This window comes from Brevibacterium sp. ZH18, assembly GCF_022748595.1.
Lineage (GTDB): Bacteria > Actinomycetota > Actinomycetes > Actinomycetales > Brevibacteriaceae > Brevibacterium.
Genome location: NZ_JALDSX010000029.1, coordinates 1 through 18,395, shown reverse-complemented (window position 1 = coordinate 18,395; position 18,395 = coordinate 1). Strand labels below are relative to the sequence as shown.

The 18,395-nt window shown below is 65.5% G+C and carries 14 protein-coding genes; all 14 read left to right on the top strand.

Going from position 1 to position 18,395, the window contains the following annotated elements:
• Positions 1–12 precede the first annotated feature (12 nt).
• A complete protein-coding gene (locus MPN20_RS11325; RefSeq protein ID WP_242782226.1) occupies positions 13–1,515 on the top strand; it encodes an acetyl-CoA carboxylase carboxyltransferase subunit alpha/beta in 1,503 nt (500 codons plus the stop codon).
• 10 nt (positions 1,516–1,525) lie between these two features.
• Positions 1,526–2,290: an imidazole glycerol phosphate synthase subunit HisF gene (gene hisF / locus MPN20_RS11320; RefSeq protein WP_242782224.1), complete on the top strand. Its 765-nt coding sequence runs from the start codon at positions 1,526–1,528 to the stop codon at positions 2,288–2,290.
• Positions 2,287–2,658 (top strand): phosphoribosyl-AMP cyclohydrolase, encoded by a 372-nt coding sequence (gene hisI / locus MPN20_RS11315; protein ID WP_242782220.1) that lies wholly within the window; start codon positions 2,287–2,289, stop codon positions 2,656–2,658. The genes hisF and hisI overlap by 4 nt, the downstream gene beginning before the upstream one ends.
• A 127-nt stretch (positions 2,659–2,785) precedes the next feature.
• Positions 2,786–4,420 carry an anthranilate synthase component I gene (gene trpE / locus MPN20_RS11310; RefSeq protein ID WP_242782272.1) on the top strand — a complete coding sequence of 545 codons (1,635 nt, stop codon included), beginning with the start codon at positions 2,786–2,788 and terminating at the stop codon, positions 4,418–4,420.
• A gap of 1 nt (position 4,421) precedes the next feature.
• On the top strand, positions 4,422–5,015 hold the full coding sequence (locus MPN20_RS11305) for a Trp biosynthesis-associated membrane protein (protein ID WP_242782204.1): 594 nt from the start codon (positions 4,422–4,424) through the stop codon (positions 5,013–5,015).
• 98 nt (positions 5,016–5,113) lie between these two features.
• Positions 5,114–5,383: an HGxxPAAW family protein gene (locus MPN20_RS11300; RefSeq protein ID WP_242782202.1), complete on the top strand. Its 270-nt coding sequence runs from the start codon at positions 5,114–5,116 to the stop codon at positions 5,381–5,383.
• Positions 5,380–6,177 (top strand): indole-3-glycerol phosphate synthase TrpC, encoded by a 798-nt coding sequence (trpC, locus tag MPN20_RS11295; RefSeq protein WP_242782200.1) that lies wholly within the window; start codon positions 5,380–5,382, stop codon positions 6,175–6,177. Before MPN20_RS11300 ends, trpC begins: the two co-directional genes overlap by 4 nt.
• Before the next feature lie 82 nt (positions 6,178–6,259).
• On the top strand, positions 6,260–7,474 hold the full coding sequence (trpB, locus tag MPN20_RS11290; RefSeq protein ID WP_242782198.1) for a tryptophan synthase subunit beta: 1,215 nt from the start codon (positions 6,260–6,262) through the stop codon (positions 7,472–7,474).
• Positions 7,471–8,262 carry a tryptophan synthase subunit alpha gene (gene trpA, locus MPN20_RS11285; protein WP_242782196.1) on the top strand — a complete coding sequence of 264 codons (792 nt, stop codon included), beginning with the start codon at positions 7,471–7,473 and terminating at the stop codon, positions 8,260–8,262. The genes trpB and trpA overlap by 4 nt, the downstream gene beginning before the upstream one ends.
• The gene (locus MPN20_RS11280) at positions 8,259–8,561 is read left to right on the top strand and encodes a hypothetical protein (protein ID WP_242782194.1); all 303 of its coding nucleotides are present in this window, start codon (positions 8,259–8,261) and stop codon (positions 8,559–8,561) included. The genes trpA and MPN20_RS11280 overlap by 4 nt, the downstream gene beginning before the upstream one ends.
• Before the next feature lie 187 nt (positions 8,562–8,748).
• Complete coding sequence (gene gltB / locus MPN20_RS11275; protein ID WP_242782192.1) at positions 8,749–13,446, top strand: glutamate synthase large subunit; 4,698 nt, start codon at positions 8,749–8,751, stop codon at positions 13,444–13,446.
• The gene (locus MPN20_RS11270) at positions 13,439–14,881 is read left to right on the top strand and encodes a glutamate synthase subunit beta (RefSeq protein WP_242782190.1); all 1,443 of its coding nucleotides are present in this window, start codon (positions 13,439–13,441) and stop codon (positions 14,879–14,881) included. The genes gltB and MPN20_RS11270 overlap by 8 nt, the downstream gene beginning before the upstream one ends.
• Before the next feature lie 116 nt (positions 14,882–14,997).
• Complete coding sequence (gene pyk, locus MPN20_RS11265; protein WP_242782188.1) at positions 14,998–16,545, top strand: pyruvate kinase; 1,548 nt, start codon at positions 14,998–15,000, stop codon at positions 16,543–16,545.
• A gap of 343 nt (positions 16,546–16,888) precedes the next feature.
• Entirely contained in the window at positions 16,889–18,280 is a 1,392-nt protein-coding gene (locus MPN20_RS11260; protein ID WP_242782186.1) for a dicarboxylate/amino acid:cation symporter, read from the top strand.
• The last annotated feature ends 115 nt before the right edge of the window (positions 18,281–18,395 follow it).

Here is an 18,395-nt window from a genome sequence, read left to right as displayed (position 1 = left end):
GGAGATACGCACGTGGCACGGTTGAACGCACACGAACTCGTCGACATCGTCGTGGACGACGGGTCCTTCAGGTCCTGGGACACGACCCCGATCACCCCCGCCTCGGCGATATCGGAGGAGTACGCGGCCGAACTCGCCGCGGCACGGGAGAAGTCGGGAGTCGACGAGGCCATCATCACCGGCGAGGGCACGATCGAGGGCCGGCGGGTCGCCATCGTGGCCGGTGAGTTCCGCTTCCTGGCCGGATCGATCGGGGTCGCCGCGGCTCAGCGCCTCGTCGATGCGATCGAACGCGCCACTCTCGAAGGACTGCCGCTGCTGGCCGGACCGGCTTCGGGCGGCACCCGGATGCAGGAGGGCACGGTCGCGTTCCTGTCGATGGTGAAGATCACCAACGCGGTCGTCGCCCACCGCAGGGCGGGCCTGCCCTACCTGGTCTACCTGCGGCATCCGACCACGGGTGGGGTGTTCGCTTCGTGGGGATCCATGGGACACGTGACCGTGGCCGAATCCGGATCCCTCATCGGGTTCCTCGGCCCCCGGGTCTACGAGGCGATCTACGGAGAGAAGTTCCCCGAGAACGTCCAGACCGGTGAGAATCTGCACAAACACGGCATCATCGACGCCGTGATCAGCCCCGAGCGCATCCAAGCCACGGTCTCCCGGGTCCTCGACGTCCTCATGGGCGCCAAGGAGATCCCCGAGCGAGTGGCCGATCCCGACACCCGCCCCGAGGTGGTGGACCCTGAGTCCGACGCCTGGGACGCCATCACCAGGTCGCGCCGTCCCGAACGTCCCGGAGTCCGCGACCTGCTGCGCACGGCTGCGAACACCGTCCTGCCGCTCAACGGCACCGGACAGGGGGAGAAGGACCCCGGTCTGCTGCTCGCGATCGCGAAGTTCGGCTCGGCTCCGTGCATCGTCCTCGGTCAGGATCGCTTCCGCCAGGACTCGCGTGCTCCATTGGGGCCTGCCGCACTGCGAGAGGCCAGGCGCGGAATGCGACTGGCAGATGAGCTCCACCTGCCGTTGGTGACCGTCATCGACACCCCGGGTGCCGCCCTGTCGAAGTCCGCCGAGGAGGGAGGCATCGCCGGTGAGATCGCGCGCAGCCTCGCTGACCTCGCAAACCTCGACGCACCGTCCGTCTCACTCATCCTCGGCGAGGGATCCGGCGGCGGAGCCCTGGCGCTGATCCCCGCGGACCGCGTGCTCAGCGCCCAGAACGGGTGGCTCTCACCGCTGCCGCCCGAAGGCGCCTCGGCGATCGTGCACCGTACGACCGACCGCGCGCCCGAGATGGCTCAGAGCCAGGGCGTGCACGCGCCGATGCTCCAGTCCACAGGTGTCGTCGACCGCATCATCGCCGAGCACCCCGACGCCAGCGATGAGCCGCTGGACTTCGTGGCGCGAGTGGGTGCCACACTGGAGCACGAGATCATCGAACTCATGCGCGAACCCTCCGACCGCCGTCTGGCCCACAGGATGGATCGGTACCGGAGACTGGGAATCTAGAAGGAGCACCATGGTTGCCATCAGAGTCATCCCCTGTCTCGACGTCGACGGCGGACGCGTCGTCAAAGGCGTGAAGTTCGCGAACCTCAAGGACGCCGGGGACCCGGTCGAGCTGGCCAAGCGCTACGGGGAGTCGGGAGCCGATGAACTGACGTTTCTCGACGTCACCGCCAGCAGCGGCGATCGCGAGACGGTCCATGACATCGTCCGCGCCTGTGCTGAACAGGTCTTCATCCCGTTGACAGTCGGCGGAGGGATCCGCAGCGTCGAGGACGTCGATCGACTCCTGCGCGACGGTGCCGACAAAGTCTCCGTCAACACCTCCGCGGTGGCCGATCCGCAGCTCATCAGCGACATCGCCCATCACTTCGGCAACCAGGTCCTCGTCCTCTCCCTCGACGCCAGACGCACACAGGGAGCTGAAACGGCCTCCGGCTTCGAGGTCACCACCCGCGGCGGACGTGTAGGAACCGGCCGCTGTGCGATCGAATGGATCACCGAGGCGGCCGAACGCGGCGTCGGCGAAGTGCTGCTCAACTCGATCGACGCCGATGGCACCCGCGACGGCTTCGACCTCGAACTCATCTCCGCAGCCCGACAGGCCGTCGACGTGCCGCTCATCGCCTCGGGTGGTGCTGGGCGCGTCGAACACTTCGCGCCGGCAGTCGCTGCCGGGGCCGATGCTCTGCTGGCAGCGAGCGTCTTCCACTTCGGCACTCTCACCATCGGTGAGGTCAAGGGCGCACTGCGCGCAGAAGGGATCGAGGTCCGATGAGCTCACACGATGCGAATTCTGAGATCGACGCGACACCGGAGAACTGGCGGGACCTGATCACCGTCAACGCCGATGGACTCATCCCCGTCATCGTTCAGGAGGTCACGACCCGCGAAGTGCTGATGATGGCCTGGATGGATGTCGAGGCTATCGAACGCACACTGAGCAGCGGCCGTGCCACCTACTGGTCGCGCTCTCGTCAGGAGTACTGGGTCAAGGGTGAAACCTCGGGACACACTCAAGCTGTCGCCTCCCTCAGCCTTGACTGCGACGCCGATGCCCTGCTCATGGAAGTCGAGCAGACGGGACCGGCCTGTCACACGCTGACACCGACGTGCTTCACCGGAAGGAAGATCAGTGCCGACTGAATCAGAAACGAAAGACTCAGGGACTTCGGGCTCAGAGGCTTCGGGCTCAGAGGCTTCGGGCTCAGGCGTGACCGGCTCGGGCGCGACCGGCTCAGGGGCTTCGGGCTCAGAGGCTTCGGGCTCAGGCGTGACCGGCTCAGGGCTGCGGATCCGCCCCAGTCTGGAGGAATTCCGCGCCTCGGGCGCCGACCATCGACTGGTTCCGGTCCACACTGAGGTGCTCGCCGACGGGGAGACCCCGCTGAGCCTCTACCGCAAACTCACCGATTCCGGACCCGGCAGCTTCCTCTTCGAATCCGCCGTCTCCGGCGCCTGGGCCCGCTACTCCTTCATCGGCTCAGCTCCGGTGGCAACGCTGTTCTCCGACGGAGACAGCTTCCGGTGGGAGGGGACGCCGCCGGTGGGTATCCCCACCGAAGGCAGCGTCCTCGACGTCGTCCGAGCGACCCTCGAACTGCTCGCCGTCGATGAGACGGAAGCGGCCCTGCCGCCCATGGTCTCGAGCTTCGTCGGGTACTTCGGGTGGGATGTGGTGCGCGAGTTCGAGAAGCTCGGTCCGCCGCGGCCCAACGAACACCACCTGCCGACCGTGCAGCTGATGATCCCCGGCGACATCGCCGTCTACGACCACTACTCGGGCACACTGACGCTCGTCGCCAATGTGTTCAACGTCAACGGTGCAGACACAGGCATCGACGAGGCCTATCGCTCAGGCGTAAACCGAATCGAATCGATGCTCGAACGGATTTCGCGTCCAGCCGAGGCAGAGATCTCGAGCACTCACTTCGTCCCGCCCACGGTCGCCACGCGCACTGATCCGCAGGTCTATCTCGACGGTGTCGAGCAGGTCAAGGCGAAGATCGTCGACGGAGAGGCCTTCCAGGTCGTCCTCGGTCAGCGGTTCGACACCGACTGCGAGGCCGATCCGCTCACGGTCTATCGGATGCTTCGCCATTCGAACCCGAGTCCATTCATGTACCTGCTCAACCTCCACGACGACCAGGGGCAGCCTGCGAGCATCATCGGCTCCTCACCGGAGGCTCTGGTCACCGTGCGCTCCGGCAATGTCGTCACCCACCCGATCGCCGGCTCCCGGCCCCGCGGTGCGACGCCGGAGGAGGACGACACGTTCGCCCGTGAGCTGCTCGCTGATGAAAAGGAACGGGCCGAACACCTCATGCTCGTCGACCTCGCTCGAAACGACCTCGCGAAGGTGTGCCGAGCAGGCACCATCGATGTCAGCGAGTTCATGGACATCGTGCGCTACAGCCACATCATGCATATCTCCTCGACCGTGCGCGGTGAACTGGCGCCGGGGCACTCGGCCGTCGACGTTCTGCGAGCCACGTTCCCAGCCGGCACGCTCTCCGGAGCGCCGAAGCCGCGAGCCCTGCAGATCATCGACGAGCTCGAACCCATCGGTCGGGGGATCTATGGGGGAGTGGTGGGCTACATGTCGTTCACCGGCGACCTGGATCTGGCCATCGCGATCCGCACTGGGGTCCTCCGCGACTCCGTCATGAGCGTCTACGCAGGAGGCGGACTCGTCGCCGACTCCGTGCCCGAGACCGAATACCAGGAATCGCAGAACAAGGCCGCCGCCGTTCTGGGTGCGGCAGCGGCCGCCTCAGCCGTGCAGAGGCTGGCCCCGGGACGGGCTTCGGGCTCGGCCGGTGCCTCCGAGACTTTTCCGGCAGACTCCGTCGGCCCGGTCTCCTCCGGCGAGTCGGCTGCCTCCGGCTCCAAAGGGTACCGTGGCTGAAATGACCAAATCACGCGGAGTCCTCATCGTCCTCGTCATCGCCGCAGCACTCTGGGCGATCAGCCTCACCTCCTGGCAGGCCGGCGTCGCAGCCGACACGCTCGGCCCCTCCGGAGTGGCGAATGTCACGGACGATTCGGGATCGCAGGCTTCGCCGATCGCCACCTCGTGCGTCGCGATCATTGCAGTCACAGGATTGCTCTCGGCCATGCTCGGGAAGATCGGGAGATTCATCGTTCTCGGCCTCGCGGGCATCGCCGCGGTCGGATATGGGGTCACGGCACTGCAGTCCGTGTCGGCACCCGGCGCCACCTCGTGGCCCATCGTCGCTCTCTTCGCGGCGGCGATCGCTCTCGTGATCATCGCCTACGTCGCATTCGCCTCTGCGCGGTGGACGAGTACGAACCGCTATGCCAGGTCTGCTGAGGCCGACGGTGATGAGTTCGACTCTGCCGCGACCTGGGATGCCCTGTCTCGAGGCGACGACCTCGATGGTGGTGCACAGTCCGAGTCCGACGACGGAGCCGACCCTGTCGAGTCCGAGGCTGACGGACCGGAGCGTCAAGAGACTGACCCCGACGAGAAGTCGAAATGACCTCGTGACCGGGTCGGTGCCACACCCCAACTCGAAGCGTGTCACAATGGATGCAAGAAGTTTTCACGCGTGCCACGCCTGCATCTCTAAGGAGCATCATGTCGCAAACCGTCGCTCGTAACGGCGCCACCGATCTCGATAAGTCGACGATCGACTACGCCGCGATCGCTGACCCGGGCCACGGAAACTCGGTGGCCGGATGGACCGGTGTCATCATCATTCTGATCGGCGTCTCCATCGGTTGTGTCGGGTTCACCATCCACACACCGAACATCACCTACGTCGGCATCGGCGTCGTCGTCCTCGGTCTCATCGTGGGCATGATCCTGCGCGCCGTCGGTCTGGGAAACAAGCCGAAGAAGAAATGACCGTACTCGACGATATCGTCGCCGGGGTCGTCGCCGACCTCGACGAGCGCCGGAAGCAGACCCCACTGGCCGATGTCATCGACCGTGCACGTGCCGCGCAGCCGGCGCGCGCGTTCGACCTCGACGCGGACTTCGGCGTCATCGCCGAGGTGAAGCGGAAGTCCCCGTCTCGCGGAGACCTCGCGAACATCCCCGACCCGGGCACGCTGGCCGGCCTCTACGCCGCTGGCGGCGCCCGAGCGATCAGCGTTCTGACCGAGCAGCGTCGCTTCTCGGGCAGTCTCGCGGATCTTGATTCGGTGCGTGCTGCAGTCGACATCCCGGTCCTGCGCAAAGACTTCATGGTCGACGAGTATCAGTTCTACGAGGCACGCGCGCACGGGGCCGATCTCGTCCTCCTCATCGTGGCCGCTCTCAGCCCCGCGCAGCTCAGCGAATTCCACGCTCTCGCCGGCGAACTGGGTATGACCGCTCTGGTCGAGACCCACAACGCCGAAGAGCTGGCGATCGCGAGCGATCTGAAAGCACCGCTGATCGGGGTCAACACCCGCAATCTGAAGGACCTCAGCGTCGACACGAACCGCTTCGCGCCGCTGGCCGAACTCGCGCCCGCTGAGTGCACACTCGTCGCTGAGTCCGGGGTTGCCGGTGCGGCCGATGTGTCGGGCTATGCAAAGTCCGGTGCTGATCTGGTGCTCGTCGGCGAGGCTCTCGTCACCGGAGGCGACGCAGAGGCGGCGGTCGCCGAATTCACCGCGACGGGGCGCAAGCACCGCGCCCGCGCCGCATCCTGAGACAGCGGACGACGTTCCGAGAGTGCAGCGCCGCGAGCGAGCACATGGAGCTGAAGACCATCACGATCTACGAAGGACCGCAATGACCGACTTGAGCCAGGAGAACGGACCGTACTTCGGTGCGTTCGGAGGCAGGTTCATCCCTGAAGCGCTGATCCCCGCACTCGACGAGATCGAAGAAACCTGGCGCAAGTCGCAGGTCGATCCGGAGTTCACCGACCAGCTGCTCGACCTGCAGCGCAACTACATCGGCCGGCCCAGCCTGCTCACCGAGGCCACTCGCTTCGCCGCTCATTGCGGCGGCGCCCGAGTCTTCCTCAAACGAGAGGACCTCAACCACACGGGCAGCCACAAGATCAACAATGCCCTGGCCCAGGCTCTGCTGGCCAAGCGCATGGGCAAGACCCGCCTCATCGCGGAGACCGGTGCTGGTCAGCACGGCGTCGCCACTGCCACTGCCGCTGCCCTCCTCGACATGGAGTGCGTGGTCTACATGGGCGAAGAGGACACACAGCGCCAGGCCCTCAACGTCGCCCGAATGCGTCTCCTGGGCGCGAAGGTGAACTCGGTCACCAACGGCACCCGCACGCTCAAGGACGCGATGAACGAAGCGATGCGCGACTGGGTCGCCAACGTCGAGCGCACCCATTACGTCATCGGCACCGTCGCCGGCCCGCACCCGTTCCCGGCCATGGTCCGGTCCTTCCAGAAGGTCATCGGAGTCGAAGCCCGCGAGCAGATCCTCGACCAGGTCGGTCGGCTTCCCGATGCGATCTGCGCTTGTGTGGGCGGCGGATCGAACGCGATGGGCCTCTTCGCGGCCTTCCTCGCCGACACCGATGTGAAGATCTTCGGCTTCGAAGCCGGGGGAGAGGGCATCGACTCCGGTCATCATGCCGCTCGGTTCTCCGGTGGACGGCCCGGAGTCCTCCACGGCTCAGCCACCTACATCCTCCAGGACGAGGACGGACAGACTCAGGGTTCGCATTCGGTCTCTGCCGGCCTCGACTACCCTTCCGTCGGTCCCGAGCATTCGTATCTCCACGACAGCGAACGGGTGACGTACGAACCTGTCGTCGACGAGGAGGCCATGGAGGCCTTCCAGCTGCTGTCACGGACCGAGGGGATCATCCCCGCGATCGAGTCCGCACACGCCCTGGCCGGGGCGATGCGCGTGGGACGCGAACTGGGTCCCGATGCTGTTCTGCTCGTCAACCTCTCGGGTCGCGGCGACAAAGACATGGCGACGGCCGCAAAATGGTTCGACTACTTCGACGAAGGAGCTGTGCAGATATGACGAGTTCAGGACCCCGCACCTCCACCACCATCGACGGTGTGGCCGCATCCGGTCGCAGCGCTGCTCTGATCGGCTATCTGCCCGTCGGATTCCCCACCGTCCCCGGGTCGATTGACGCGATGGTCGAACTCGTGCGATCGGGCTTCGACATCGTCGAGGTCGGCATGCCCTATTCGGATCCTGGCATGGACGGTCCTGTCATCCAGCGCGCCGCTGAGAAGGGCCTCGAGAACGGCGTCCGGACGAAGGACGTGCTGACAGCGGTCTCGGCCGTCGCCGAGGCCGGAGGCACTGCCGTCGTCATGAGCTACTGGAACCTCGTCCTCCAATACGGCCTGTCCGCATTCGCCCGCGACCTCGACTCGGCCGGCGGAGCCGGAATCATCACCCCCGATCTCATTCCCGATGAGGCAGCCGACTGGATCAGCGCCTCCGACGAGTACGATCTGGACCGGATCTTCCTCGCCGCCCCGTCGTCGACGCCCGAGCGGATTGCTAAGATCGTCGGTTCGAGCCGCGGATTCGTCTACGCCGCCTCGACCATGGGTGTCACCGGTGTCCGCTCCGAAGTCGACAATCATGCCCGTGACCTCGTCTCCCGCCTCAAAGAGGCCGGAGCGCCTCGTGCCTGCGTCGGACTCGGAGTCTCGACCCGCGAACAGGCGGCCGAGGTCGCGGAGTACGCCGACGGCGTCATCGTTGGCTCCGCCCTGGTGCGGGCCCTCGACGCGGACGGCGTTCCCGGAGTCGCCTCCCTCGCAGCTGAACTCTCAGAAGGGTGTGCATGAGCCGGGCCCAGCTGCTGGCAGCTGAGGGACTCGAACTCGGCGGTGTCACCATCCCGGCCTGGGCACTGTGGATCCTCGCACTCGCCATTGTGCTCCTCATCGTCGGCATCGTCGTCGTGAGCCTCGCCCGCCGTGCCCGAAAGATCGCACGGGCCTCGAGCGAGGCCTCCCGTGGGGCCGGCGAAGGCGATGAACCGCACGGCTTCGGATTCTTCGGAGCAGTCACCTCGGCGATCTCGATCATCCCCGACGTCAAGTCGAAATCACGCGGCAACGATGGGCCCAATTCCGGCCGCTGAGACGATTTGGTCCGTTTTATGGTCCTTTTTCGACTGTGCGACATGGGGCTTGCGGGTGTAGGTTGGGGTTCCGACCGTGAGAACCACGTCACACCTGTGTCTGAGGACGATCTCCGTACGACACGTCGAAGCCAGCTTAGGACAGCGCCGTCTTCTGGAAAATGACCACACCCCGTGAAGGCAGCCGATGTCCAGTGAATGTTCGACGACCCCGAAACCTCTGCACCCACCAGTCCGCTCCGGACTCTACGATCCCGCACTCGAACACGACGCCTGCGGTCTTGCGCTCATCGTGCGCTACCGCGGCCCCGCCGACCATGAGGTCGTCGAACAGGCTCTGAGCGCACTGCGCAAACTCGAGCATCGCGGCGGCATCGGCTCCGATGAGGGAACGGGCGATGGTGCGGGGATCACCCTGCAGATCCCGCACGACTACTTCGCCGAGGTGGTGCGCGCCGAAGGCTTCGACCTTCCCGCCCCCGGCACCTACGCCGCAGGCATCGGCTTCTTCTCCCAGGACTACCGGCAGGACCTCACGTCGGACGTCGATCCCGAGGCGGAGGCGGCAGTCGAATTCCCCTCGGTCACCGGAGGGTCCGCGGCAGATGAGGAGGCGCTCGTCGCCCGCATCGCCGCCGAAGAGGGCCTGCGTGTCCTCGGCTTCCGCGACGTGCCTCATGACGACAGTGTTCTCGGCGAGATCGCCCGGACCACGATGCCGCGGATGCGTCAGCTCTTCCTCGCCTTCGACGAGGCCTACCCTGCCCGCGATGAGACCGATCTCAACCGCCGCGCCTACATTGTGCGCAAGCGCCTCGACCATGCCGGCATCTACTTCCCCTCGCTTTCGCCAGGGACGATCACCTACAAGGGCATGCTCTCGACGGGACAGCTCTCCTCGTTCTACACGGAGCTGACCGACGACCGCCTGACCTCACGGATCGCCCTTGTGCATTCGCGTTTTTCGACGAATACGTTCCCGTCGTGGCAGCTCGCGCAGCCTTTCGGCACGATCGCCCACAATGGCGAGATCAACACCGTGCGCGGCAACCGCAACTGGATGCAGGCCCGGGAGTCGAAGCTCGCCTCCGAACTGCTCGCCTCTCCGGTGCCGACGACGACGCGCAGCCTCGACCGTCTGTGCCCGATCGTGCCACCCGGCGCTTCGGATTCGGCCTCATTCAATTCGGTTCTCGAACTCATGGTCGCCTCCGGCAGGTCGCTGCCGCAGGCGATGCTCATGATGATCCCCGAGGCGTGGGAGAACAATCCCGGTATGGGAGAGGACCGCAAGGCCTTCTACGAATACCACTCGCTGCTCATGGAGCCATGGGACGGGCCGGCCTGTGTGGCGTTCACCGACGGCAAGCTCGCAGGAGCCGTCCTCGACCGCAACGGCCTGCGCCCGGCACGCTACGTCATGACCTCGGACACTGTGGTGCTGGCCAGTGAGATCGGAGTCGTCGATCTGCCCGAATCCGAGATCGTCACCCGCGGCCGGCTGACACCGGGGCGCATGTTCCTCGTCGATACCGAATCCGAGCGCATCATCTCCGACACGGAGATCAAGAACCAGCTCGCGACCGAACATCCCTACGAGGACTGGGTCAAGGGCTGCTCCCGCAAACTGGCCGACCTGCCCACCCGCGTCCACGTCACGCATCCGCAGGCTTCGGTGCGCAGGCGCCAGCGCACCTTCGGCTACACCGAGGAGGAGCTGCGGGTCCTCATCACCCCGATGGCTGAGACCGGTGCCGAGCCCCTGGGCGCGATGGGCACCGACACCGCCATCGCGGCACTGAGCACTCGACCCCGGCTGCTCTTCGACTACTTCCACCAGAACTTCGCGCAGGTGACGAATCCGCCCCTGGACTCCATCCGGGAGGACATCGTCACGAGCATGTCGTCCGGAATCGGTCGAGAGGGCAATCTGCTCGAATTCCGCAGGCCCGACTCAGCGCACATCCTCCTTGACCAGCCCGTCATCGACAACGACGAACTGGCAGCCATTGCGCACGTCCAAGGCCGTCACATCGGTGTCGACGACCAACGCCCGAGCGTGACCCTGGCCGGGCTCTACTCGGTCAACGCCGGTCCCCAGGCCATGGCCGACCGCCTCGAGGAGCTGTGCCGTGAGGCGAGCGCCGCGGTCGAGGCCGGAGCCGTGTTCATCATCGTCAGCGACCGTGATTCGACGGCCGATCTGGCTCCCATCCCGTCGCTGCTGCTGACCTCGGCCCTCCACCACCATCTCGTGCGTGAACGGTCGCGGACACGGGTCTCGATCATCGTCGAGGCCGGTGACGTCCGCGAGGTCCACCACGTCGGCACGCTCGTGTCGTTCGGGGCGTCAGCGGTCAACCCGTATCTCGTGATGGAGACCGCCGAGGCGCTCGTACGTTCGGACAGGATCCGCGGCATCAGCGAGGCTGCAGCAGTCGCGAACGTGCTCACCGCGCTGAACAAGGGTCTGCTCAAGATCATGTCGAAGATGGGCATCTCGACCGTGCAGTCCTACCACGGAGCGCAGACCTTCGAAGCGCTCGGGCTGGCCGACGACTTCGTCGACCGGTACTTCACCTCGACTCCGCATCAGCTGGGCGGCAAAGGGATCGTCGAGATCACAGCCGAGTCGAGTGCTCGCCATGCCGACGCCTACCGCGACGATCATCCGCGGCCCTCGCACCGCAACCTCCTCGTCGGCGGTGAGTATCAGTGGCGTCGGGAAGGGCCCGGTCATCTGTTCAACCCGGAGACGATCTTCAAACTCCAGCACTCGACGGCTACGGGCCGCTTCGACATCTTCGAGCAGTACACGAGCGCAGTCAATGAGCAGTCCCGTGAACTCATGACCCTACGGGGACTCTTCGACCTGGTGCCGATGGAGACGGGCCCGATCGACATCTCCGAGGTCGAACCGGTCAGTGAGATCATGAAGCGGTTCTCGACCGGAGCGATGAGCTACGGCTCCCTGTCGCAGGAGGCCCACGAGACCCTGGCGATCGCGATGAACCGCATCGGCGGCAAGTCGAACACCGGTGAGGGCGGGGAGGACACTGAGCGCCTCGTCGATCCCGAGCGGCGGTCGGCGATCAAGCAGATCGCCAGTGGTCGCTTCGGCGTCACGAGTCACTACCTCACCGAGGCCGACGACCTGCAGATCAAGATGGCCCAGGGTGCGAAGCCTGGTGAGGGCGGCCAGTTGCCCGGGACCAAGGTCTATCCATGGATCGCGAAGACTCGCCATGCGACCCCGGGCGTCGGACTCATCTCACCGCCGCCGCACCACGACATCTATTCGATCGAAGACCTTGCGCAGCTCATCCACGATCTGGGTCGGGCCAATGCGAAGGCCAGGGTCCACGTCAAGCTCGTGTCGGGCATCGGTGTCGGCACTGTGGCTGCCGGTGTGGCGAAGGCCGGCGCGGACGTTGTGCTCATCTCCGGTCACGACGGCGGCACCGGAGCCAGCCCGCTCAACTCGCTCAAGCACGCGGGCACCCCGTGGGAGCTGGGGCTGGCTGAGGCGCAGCAGACGTTGGTGCTCAACGGTCTGCGCGAGAAGGTCAGCGTCCAGGTCGACGGTCAGCTTAAGACCGGTCGTGACGTCATCATCGCCGCTCTCCTCGGCGGTGAGGAGTTCGGGTTCGCGACCACGGCCCTCGTCGTCTCCGGCTGCATCATGATGCGCGTGTGCCACAAGGACACCTGCCCCGTCGGCGTCGCCACGCAGAATCCGCATCTGCGCGAGCGCTTCCATGGTCAGGCCGATCACGTCGTGAACTTCTTCACCTTCATCGCCGAGGAGGTTCGCGGGTACCTCGCGGCACTGGGTATGCGATCACTCGACGAAGCCATCGGAGCGGTCGAGCGACTGCGCGTCGACGCCGACCGGGCAGCAGCCTCGGGGCTGGGCCTCGATCTCGATGCGATCCTGAAGATTCCCGTCGATGTCCGCGGCAGCACCGCGGTTGCGCGCAAATGCTCGACCCCTGTCGCCCGGGACTTCGCGGACGAACTCGACCTGCGCTTGCTGGGCGAGGCGGAAGAGGCGATCAGGTCCGGCACTCCGGTCACGATCACCTCGGCGATCGAGAACACGGACCGGTCCGCGGGAACTCTGCTGGGTCACCACGTCACGCGGGTCCACGCGGACCGGGGCCTGCCCGAGCACACGATTCGACTCGACCTGCACGGCACCGCCGGACAGTCCCTCGGGGCGTTCCTGCCTCGGGGTGTGAGCATCGATCTGCACGGCGACGCCAATGACTACGTGGGCAAGGGGCTCTCAGGCGGAACGATTAGTGTGCGTCCGCATGCGCAGAACCCGACCCGACCCGAGCACAGCGTCATCGCCGGCAATGTCCTCGGCTACGGAGCAACGGCGGGCAAGCTGTTTGTCTCCGGGCAGGTGGGGGAGCGCTTCATGGTGCGCAATTCCGGCGCCGAGGCGGTCGTCGAGGGAATCGGCGACCACGGCCTCGAGTACATGACCGGGGGAATCGCCGTCATCCTCGGCGCGACCGGACGCAACTTCGGCGCCGGCATGTCCGGCGGCACAGCGTACGTCCTCGACTTCAACCCGGCTCGGCTCAACCCCAAAGAGCGCGCGGCCGGCGTCTTCCGCTTCACCGGTGTGGGCGTCGACGATATGGCCGTGCTCGAGCGCATGCTGGGCGAACACGTCGAGTGGACCGGCTCACCGCTGGCCCGCGAACTGCTCGACGGCCTGCGTCGGGGACAGGACGTCCTCTCACGCTTCACGAAGATCATTCCCGTCGCCTACGCGACGGTCAAGGAGATCCAGGACGAGTTCGCCGCGGCCGGTGCGGCCGCGGACTCGGACGCCGCCTGGACCAAGATTCTGGAGGCCACCAATGGCTGATCCGCACGGATTCCTCACCATCGACCACCGCGAGCTGCCCAAACGTCGTCCGGTTCCGATCCGCCTGCTCGACTACCGCGAGGTCTACGAGGCCGGCGATCCCGAGCAGCTGCGGCGTCAGGCCTCGCGCTGCATGGACTGCGGCGTGCCGTTCTGCCACCAGGGATGCCCGCTGGGCAATCTGATTCCGGAGTTCAACGACGCGATGTACCGCGGCGAACTGCCGCGGGCTGTCGACCTCCTGCATGCGACGAACAACTTCCCCGAATTCACCGGTCGGGCATGTCCGGCACCGTGCGAGAACGCGTGCGTGCTCGGGATCAACCAGCCGGCGGTGACGATCAAGCAGGTCGAGGTCTCCATCGTCGATCAGGGGTTCGCCGCGGGCCTCATCCAGCCGGTGATCCCCGACCGCATCACCGGCTTCACCGTCGCAGTCATCGGCTCGGGGCCCACGGGCCTCGCCGCCGCGCAGCAGCTGACTCGGGCCGGGCATACGGTCGTGGTCCACGAACGCGACGACCGCCTCGGCGGGCTCCTGCGCTACGGCATCCCCGACTTCAAGCTCGAGAAGCACCATATCGATCGCCGTCTCGAGCAGATGCGCGCCGAAGGCACACGATTCCGGACCTCGGTCGAGGTCGGACGCGACATCAGCTTCGAGGAGCTGCGGTCCAGCTTCGACGCGGTCATCGTGTGCACCGGAGCCACAGTGCCCCGGGACATGAACATCGGGGGACGCGATCTCGACGGCGTCGAATTTGCGATGAATTATCTCGTCCCCTCGAACCGGGTGCAGGCGGGTGAGCCGGCCGAGCTCATCGATGCGAAGGACAAGCACGTCATCATCATCGGCGGAGGTGACACCGGTGCCGACTGCCTGGGTACAGCTCTGCGACAGAGCGCGGCCTCGGTCACGACCCTCGCGATCGGAGCGCAGCCTCCCGCCGAGCGCAGCGATTCCGACCCGTGGCCGACGGTGCCGCGGATCTTCGAGATCCAGTCCTCCCACGAAGAGGGCGGAACCCGGCGTTACCTGGCTTCGACGACCGGATTCGTCGGTGACGATCAGGGAAGGGTAACGGGCATCGAGGTTTCGGAGACTCAGTTCGTCGACGGTCGGCGGGTGCCGACGCCGGGCACGGAGCACCGCATCGACGCCGACCTCGTACTCCTGGCCTTGGGCTTCTCGGGTCCGGAGTCGGAGGCGCTCGGACTGGACGTGACCAGCGGCGGAGCATTCAGCCGTGATGAGACCTACCTGAGTTCGGCGCCCGGTGTGTACGTCGCCGGCGATGCCGGCCGCGGACAGTCGCTCATCGTCTGGGCCATCGCCGAAGGACGCTCGGTCGCGGCAGAGGTGGACCGGTTCCTCACGGGATCGACACGACTGCCGGAACCAGTGGGAACGCAGGACACAGGTTTTAAATGTTAAGATGATCTGTGTCAATTAATGAGAAAGCCGCACATCGGCGTGCGATGCTTTCATCCGACGATCATACGTGACGGGCGGGTCGAACCGCCCGTCACGGTACAGGTAGGGTGGTGTGCATGAGGCGTGCAAAGATAGTCGCAACATTAGGTCCGAACCAGAACTCCTATGAAGAGATCCGTGCGCTCGTCGATGAGGGCGTCGACGTGGCGAGGTTCAATCTCAGCCACGGCAAGCGGGAAGAGCATGAAGAGAAGTTCGCCTGGGTCCGCCAGGCCGCACTCGACACCGGTCGTGCTGTCGCAGTGCTGCTCGATCTGCAGGGTCCCAAGATCCGCGTCGGGAACTTCGCCAACGGCAAGGAAGAGCTCGTCGAAGGGGCCACCTTCACGATCACGAATCGCGATGTGCCCGGATCCGCCGAGGTCGTGAGCACGACGCTGTCGACTCTGCCCGGTGACGTCTCTGTGGGCGATCCGCTGCTCATCGACGACGGCCGTCTGCGTCTGCGGGCTACCGAAGTCACCGATACCGACGTCATCACCGAAGTCGAGATCGGCGGTACGATCTCCAACCACAAGGGCATCAACCTCCCCGGTGTTCCAGTCTCCGTTCCCGCGCTGTCGGAGAAGGACATCGAAGACCTCAAGTGGGGTCTGAAGCTGGGCTTCGACTGGGTGGCACTCTCCTTCGTCCGCAGTCCGGCGGACATGGACGACGTCCGCGCGGTCATGGACGAGGTCGGCATCTCCGCCCCCGTCATCGCCAAACTGGAGAAGCCGCAGGCCGTTGAGCAGCTCGACGCTGTCATCGACGCCTTCGACGGCATCATGGTCGCTCGCGGAGACCTCGGCGTGGAGCTGCCGCTGGAGCAGGTTCCGATCGTGCAGAAGCGCGCGGTTGAGATCGCCCGCCAGCAGGCCAAGCCCGTGATCGTCGCGACCCAGATGCTCGAGACCATGATCGATGCGGCCAGGCCCACCCGCGCCGAGGCGAGCGACTGCGCGAACGCAGTCCTCGATGGTGCGGACGCGCTCATGCTCTCGGGGGAGACCTCGGTCGGTGCGCACTGGATCGAAGCGATCCGGACGATGAGCCGAATCATCGAATCCACTGAAGAGCACGGCATGGAGAGAATTCCTCAGCTGGGCACGGTGCCCCACACGAAGGGCGGCGCCGTCACTGCTGCGGCAGTCCAGATCGCAGAGCAGCTCAACATCGATCTGCTGTGCACCTTCTCCCAGACCGGTGACTCCGTCCGCCGCATGTCGCGTCTGCGGCCGGCCTGGCCGATCCTCGGGTTCACGCCCGACCCACAGGTCCGTCATCAGCTCGCTCTGACGTGGGGTGTTCGCCCGTACCTCGTGAAGACCGTGCGGCACACGGATCAGATGGCCCGCCAGGTCGACGCCGTGCTGTTGGCCGACGGAACTGCCCGCGAAGGCGACCAGAGCATTCTCGTGGCCGGTTCGCCCCCGGGGATTCCGGGATCGACCAACGCGCTGCGCATCCACACGATGGGTGATGCGGCCAAGGGCGTCGCTGCCGCCTACGAAGACTCCTCGGATGACGAAGAGGATCCGCTGGCCGGCTACGGTGTCGTCGCTGAAGCGCCGATCACCCGCGAGGTGCCGATCGTCATGGCCAACGGCGCACCCAAGCACTGAGAGTCTGACCGGTTCGTCTCCGGAAGCGCTGAGTAGCTTCGTCTCCGGAAACGCTGAGCGATTTCGTCGCCGGAAACGCTGAGGAACTTTGTGTCCGGAAGCGCTGAGCAATTCGGTGCTGGTCATCAGAATCTGAGAACGGCGCCCATCCCCTGAGCAGGGATGGGCGCCATTGTCATGTTCGGTGCGAGGCACCTCACACGCCGGCGAGGAATTTCAGTGATTGCTCAACAGTTGTGCAGGGGGTTGAATAAATCCTGCACGCCCGTTCTCACCGCCGGTCACAGACCCTGTGAGTCGTCATGGAGGCAGTGGAGGCAAGCACAGCAGAGAAGGGAATGGCATGAGACTGCCGAAATGGAGCAAATCGTTCGGGGTGCAGGTCACCATCGCACTCATCGCGGGTGTCGTGCTCGGGCTCGTCGCCCGATCATGGGGGCCGGTGAGTGAGGGACAGGACAACTGGCTCGGTCAGACCCTGGAGACGATCGGCTCGTCGTATGTGACGCTCCTGAAGGCTGCCGTCGTTCCGCTCGTGATCACCGCGATCATCGCCAGCATCGGCAACTTGCGCAAGGTTACGAACGCGGCCAGGCTCGCGGTGTCGACGCTGCTGTGGTTCGCGTTCACCGCACTCATCGCCGTTCTCATCGGGCTCATCCTCGGTGTCGTCCTGCAGCCGGGTATGCACGCCGACGCCTCGTCGCTGAACGGCTCGGCCCCGGATCACCAGGGCAGCTGGATCGGCTTCCTCACCGGACTGGTTCCCGTGAACTTCTTGGGCCTCGAGGTTGCGACCTCGCCCGAGGAAGGTGGGGGACTGGTCTCTGAAGTCGACTTCAACATCCTCCAGCTCATCATCGCCTCCGGTGCGATCGGCATCGCCGCCGTCAAGGTCGGCAAAGCCGCTGAACCCTTCCTCCAGTTCACCGAGGCTGCTCTGGCCGTCGTGCAGAAGGTCGTGTGGTGGATCGTCCGCATCGCCCCCATCGGCACCCTTGGCCTCATCGGCAATGCTGTGAACTCCTACGGCTGGTCGACTATGGGATCGCTCCTGTGGTTCGTCGTCGCCGTCTACATCGGACTCGCACTCGTATTCTTCGTCGTCTATCCGACATTGGCGAAGCTCAACGGCCTCAAGGTCCGGCAGTACTTCTCAGGAGTCTGGCCCGCCACTCAGATGGGCTTCGTCTCCCGGTCATCGATCGGCACCATGCCCGTGACGCAGAAGGTGACGACAGATAACTTCGGCGTTCCCCAGAGCTATGCGGCCTTCGCAGTGCCCTTCGGCGCGACGACGAAGATGGATGGCTGTGCCGCCATCTACCCGGCGATCGCAGCAGTGTTCGTTGCTCAGTTCTTCGGCATCGACCTCTCGATCGTGCAGTACTTCCTCATCGTGTTCGTCTCGGTCATCGGTTCGGCTGCGACCGCCGGAACGACCGGCGCGACAGTGATGCTCACTCTCACGCTGTCCACTCTGGGTCTGCCGCTCGAAGGCGTGGGACTGCTTCTGGCCATCGAGCCGATCGTCGATATGGGACGCACCGCACTCAACGTCTCGGGTCAGGCGCTCATCCCTGCGATCGTCGCCAAACGCCATGGGATCCTTGACCAGGACCGCTATGACGCCGAGCGCATCGACGGCTATGTCCCCGTCGAGGAGAGCGCTGATGCTGATGCTGACGAGCCTGAGCTCGAGCAGGAGCACGCCACAGGAGCCGCCCGTCTCTGAGCATCTGAGCCTCTGAGGCTCCGATCTCCGTTGTCTGCGATTCTCGTCGTCTGCGACAATGAATGCCGATGACTGAATCCGGCGCCCGAGACAACGACCCTTCGGCCGGCATGAG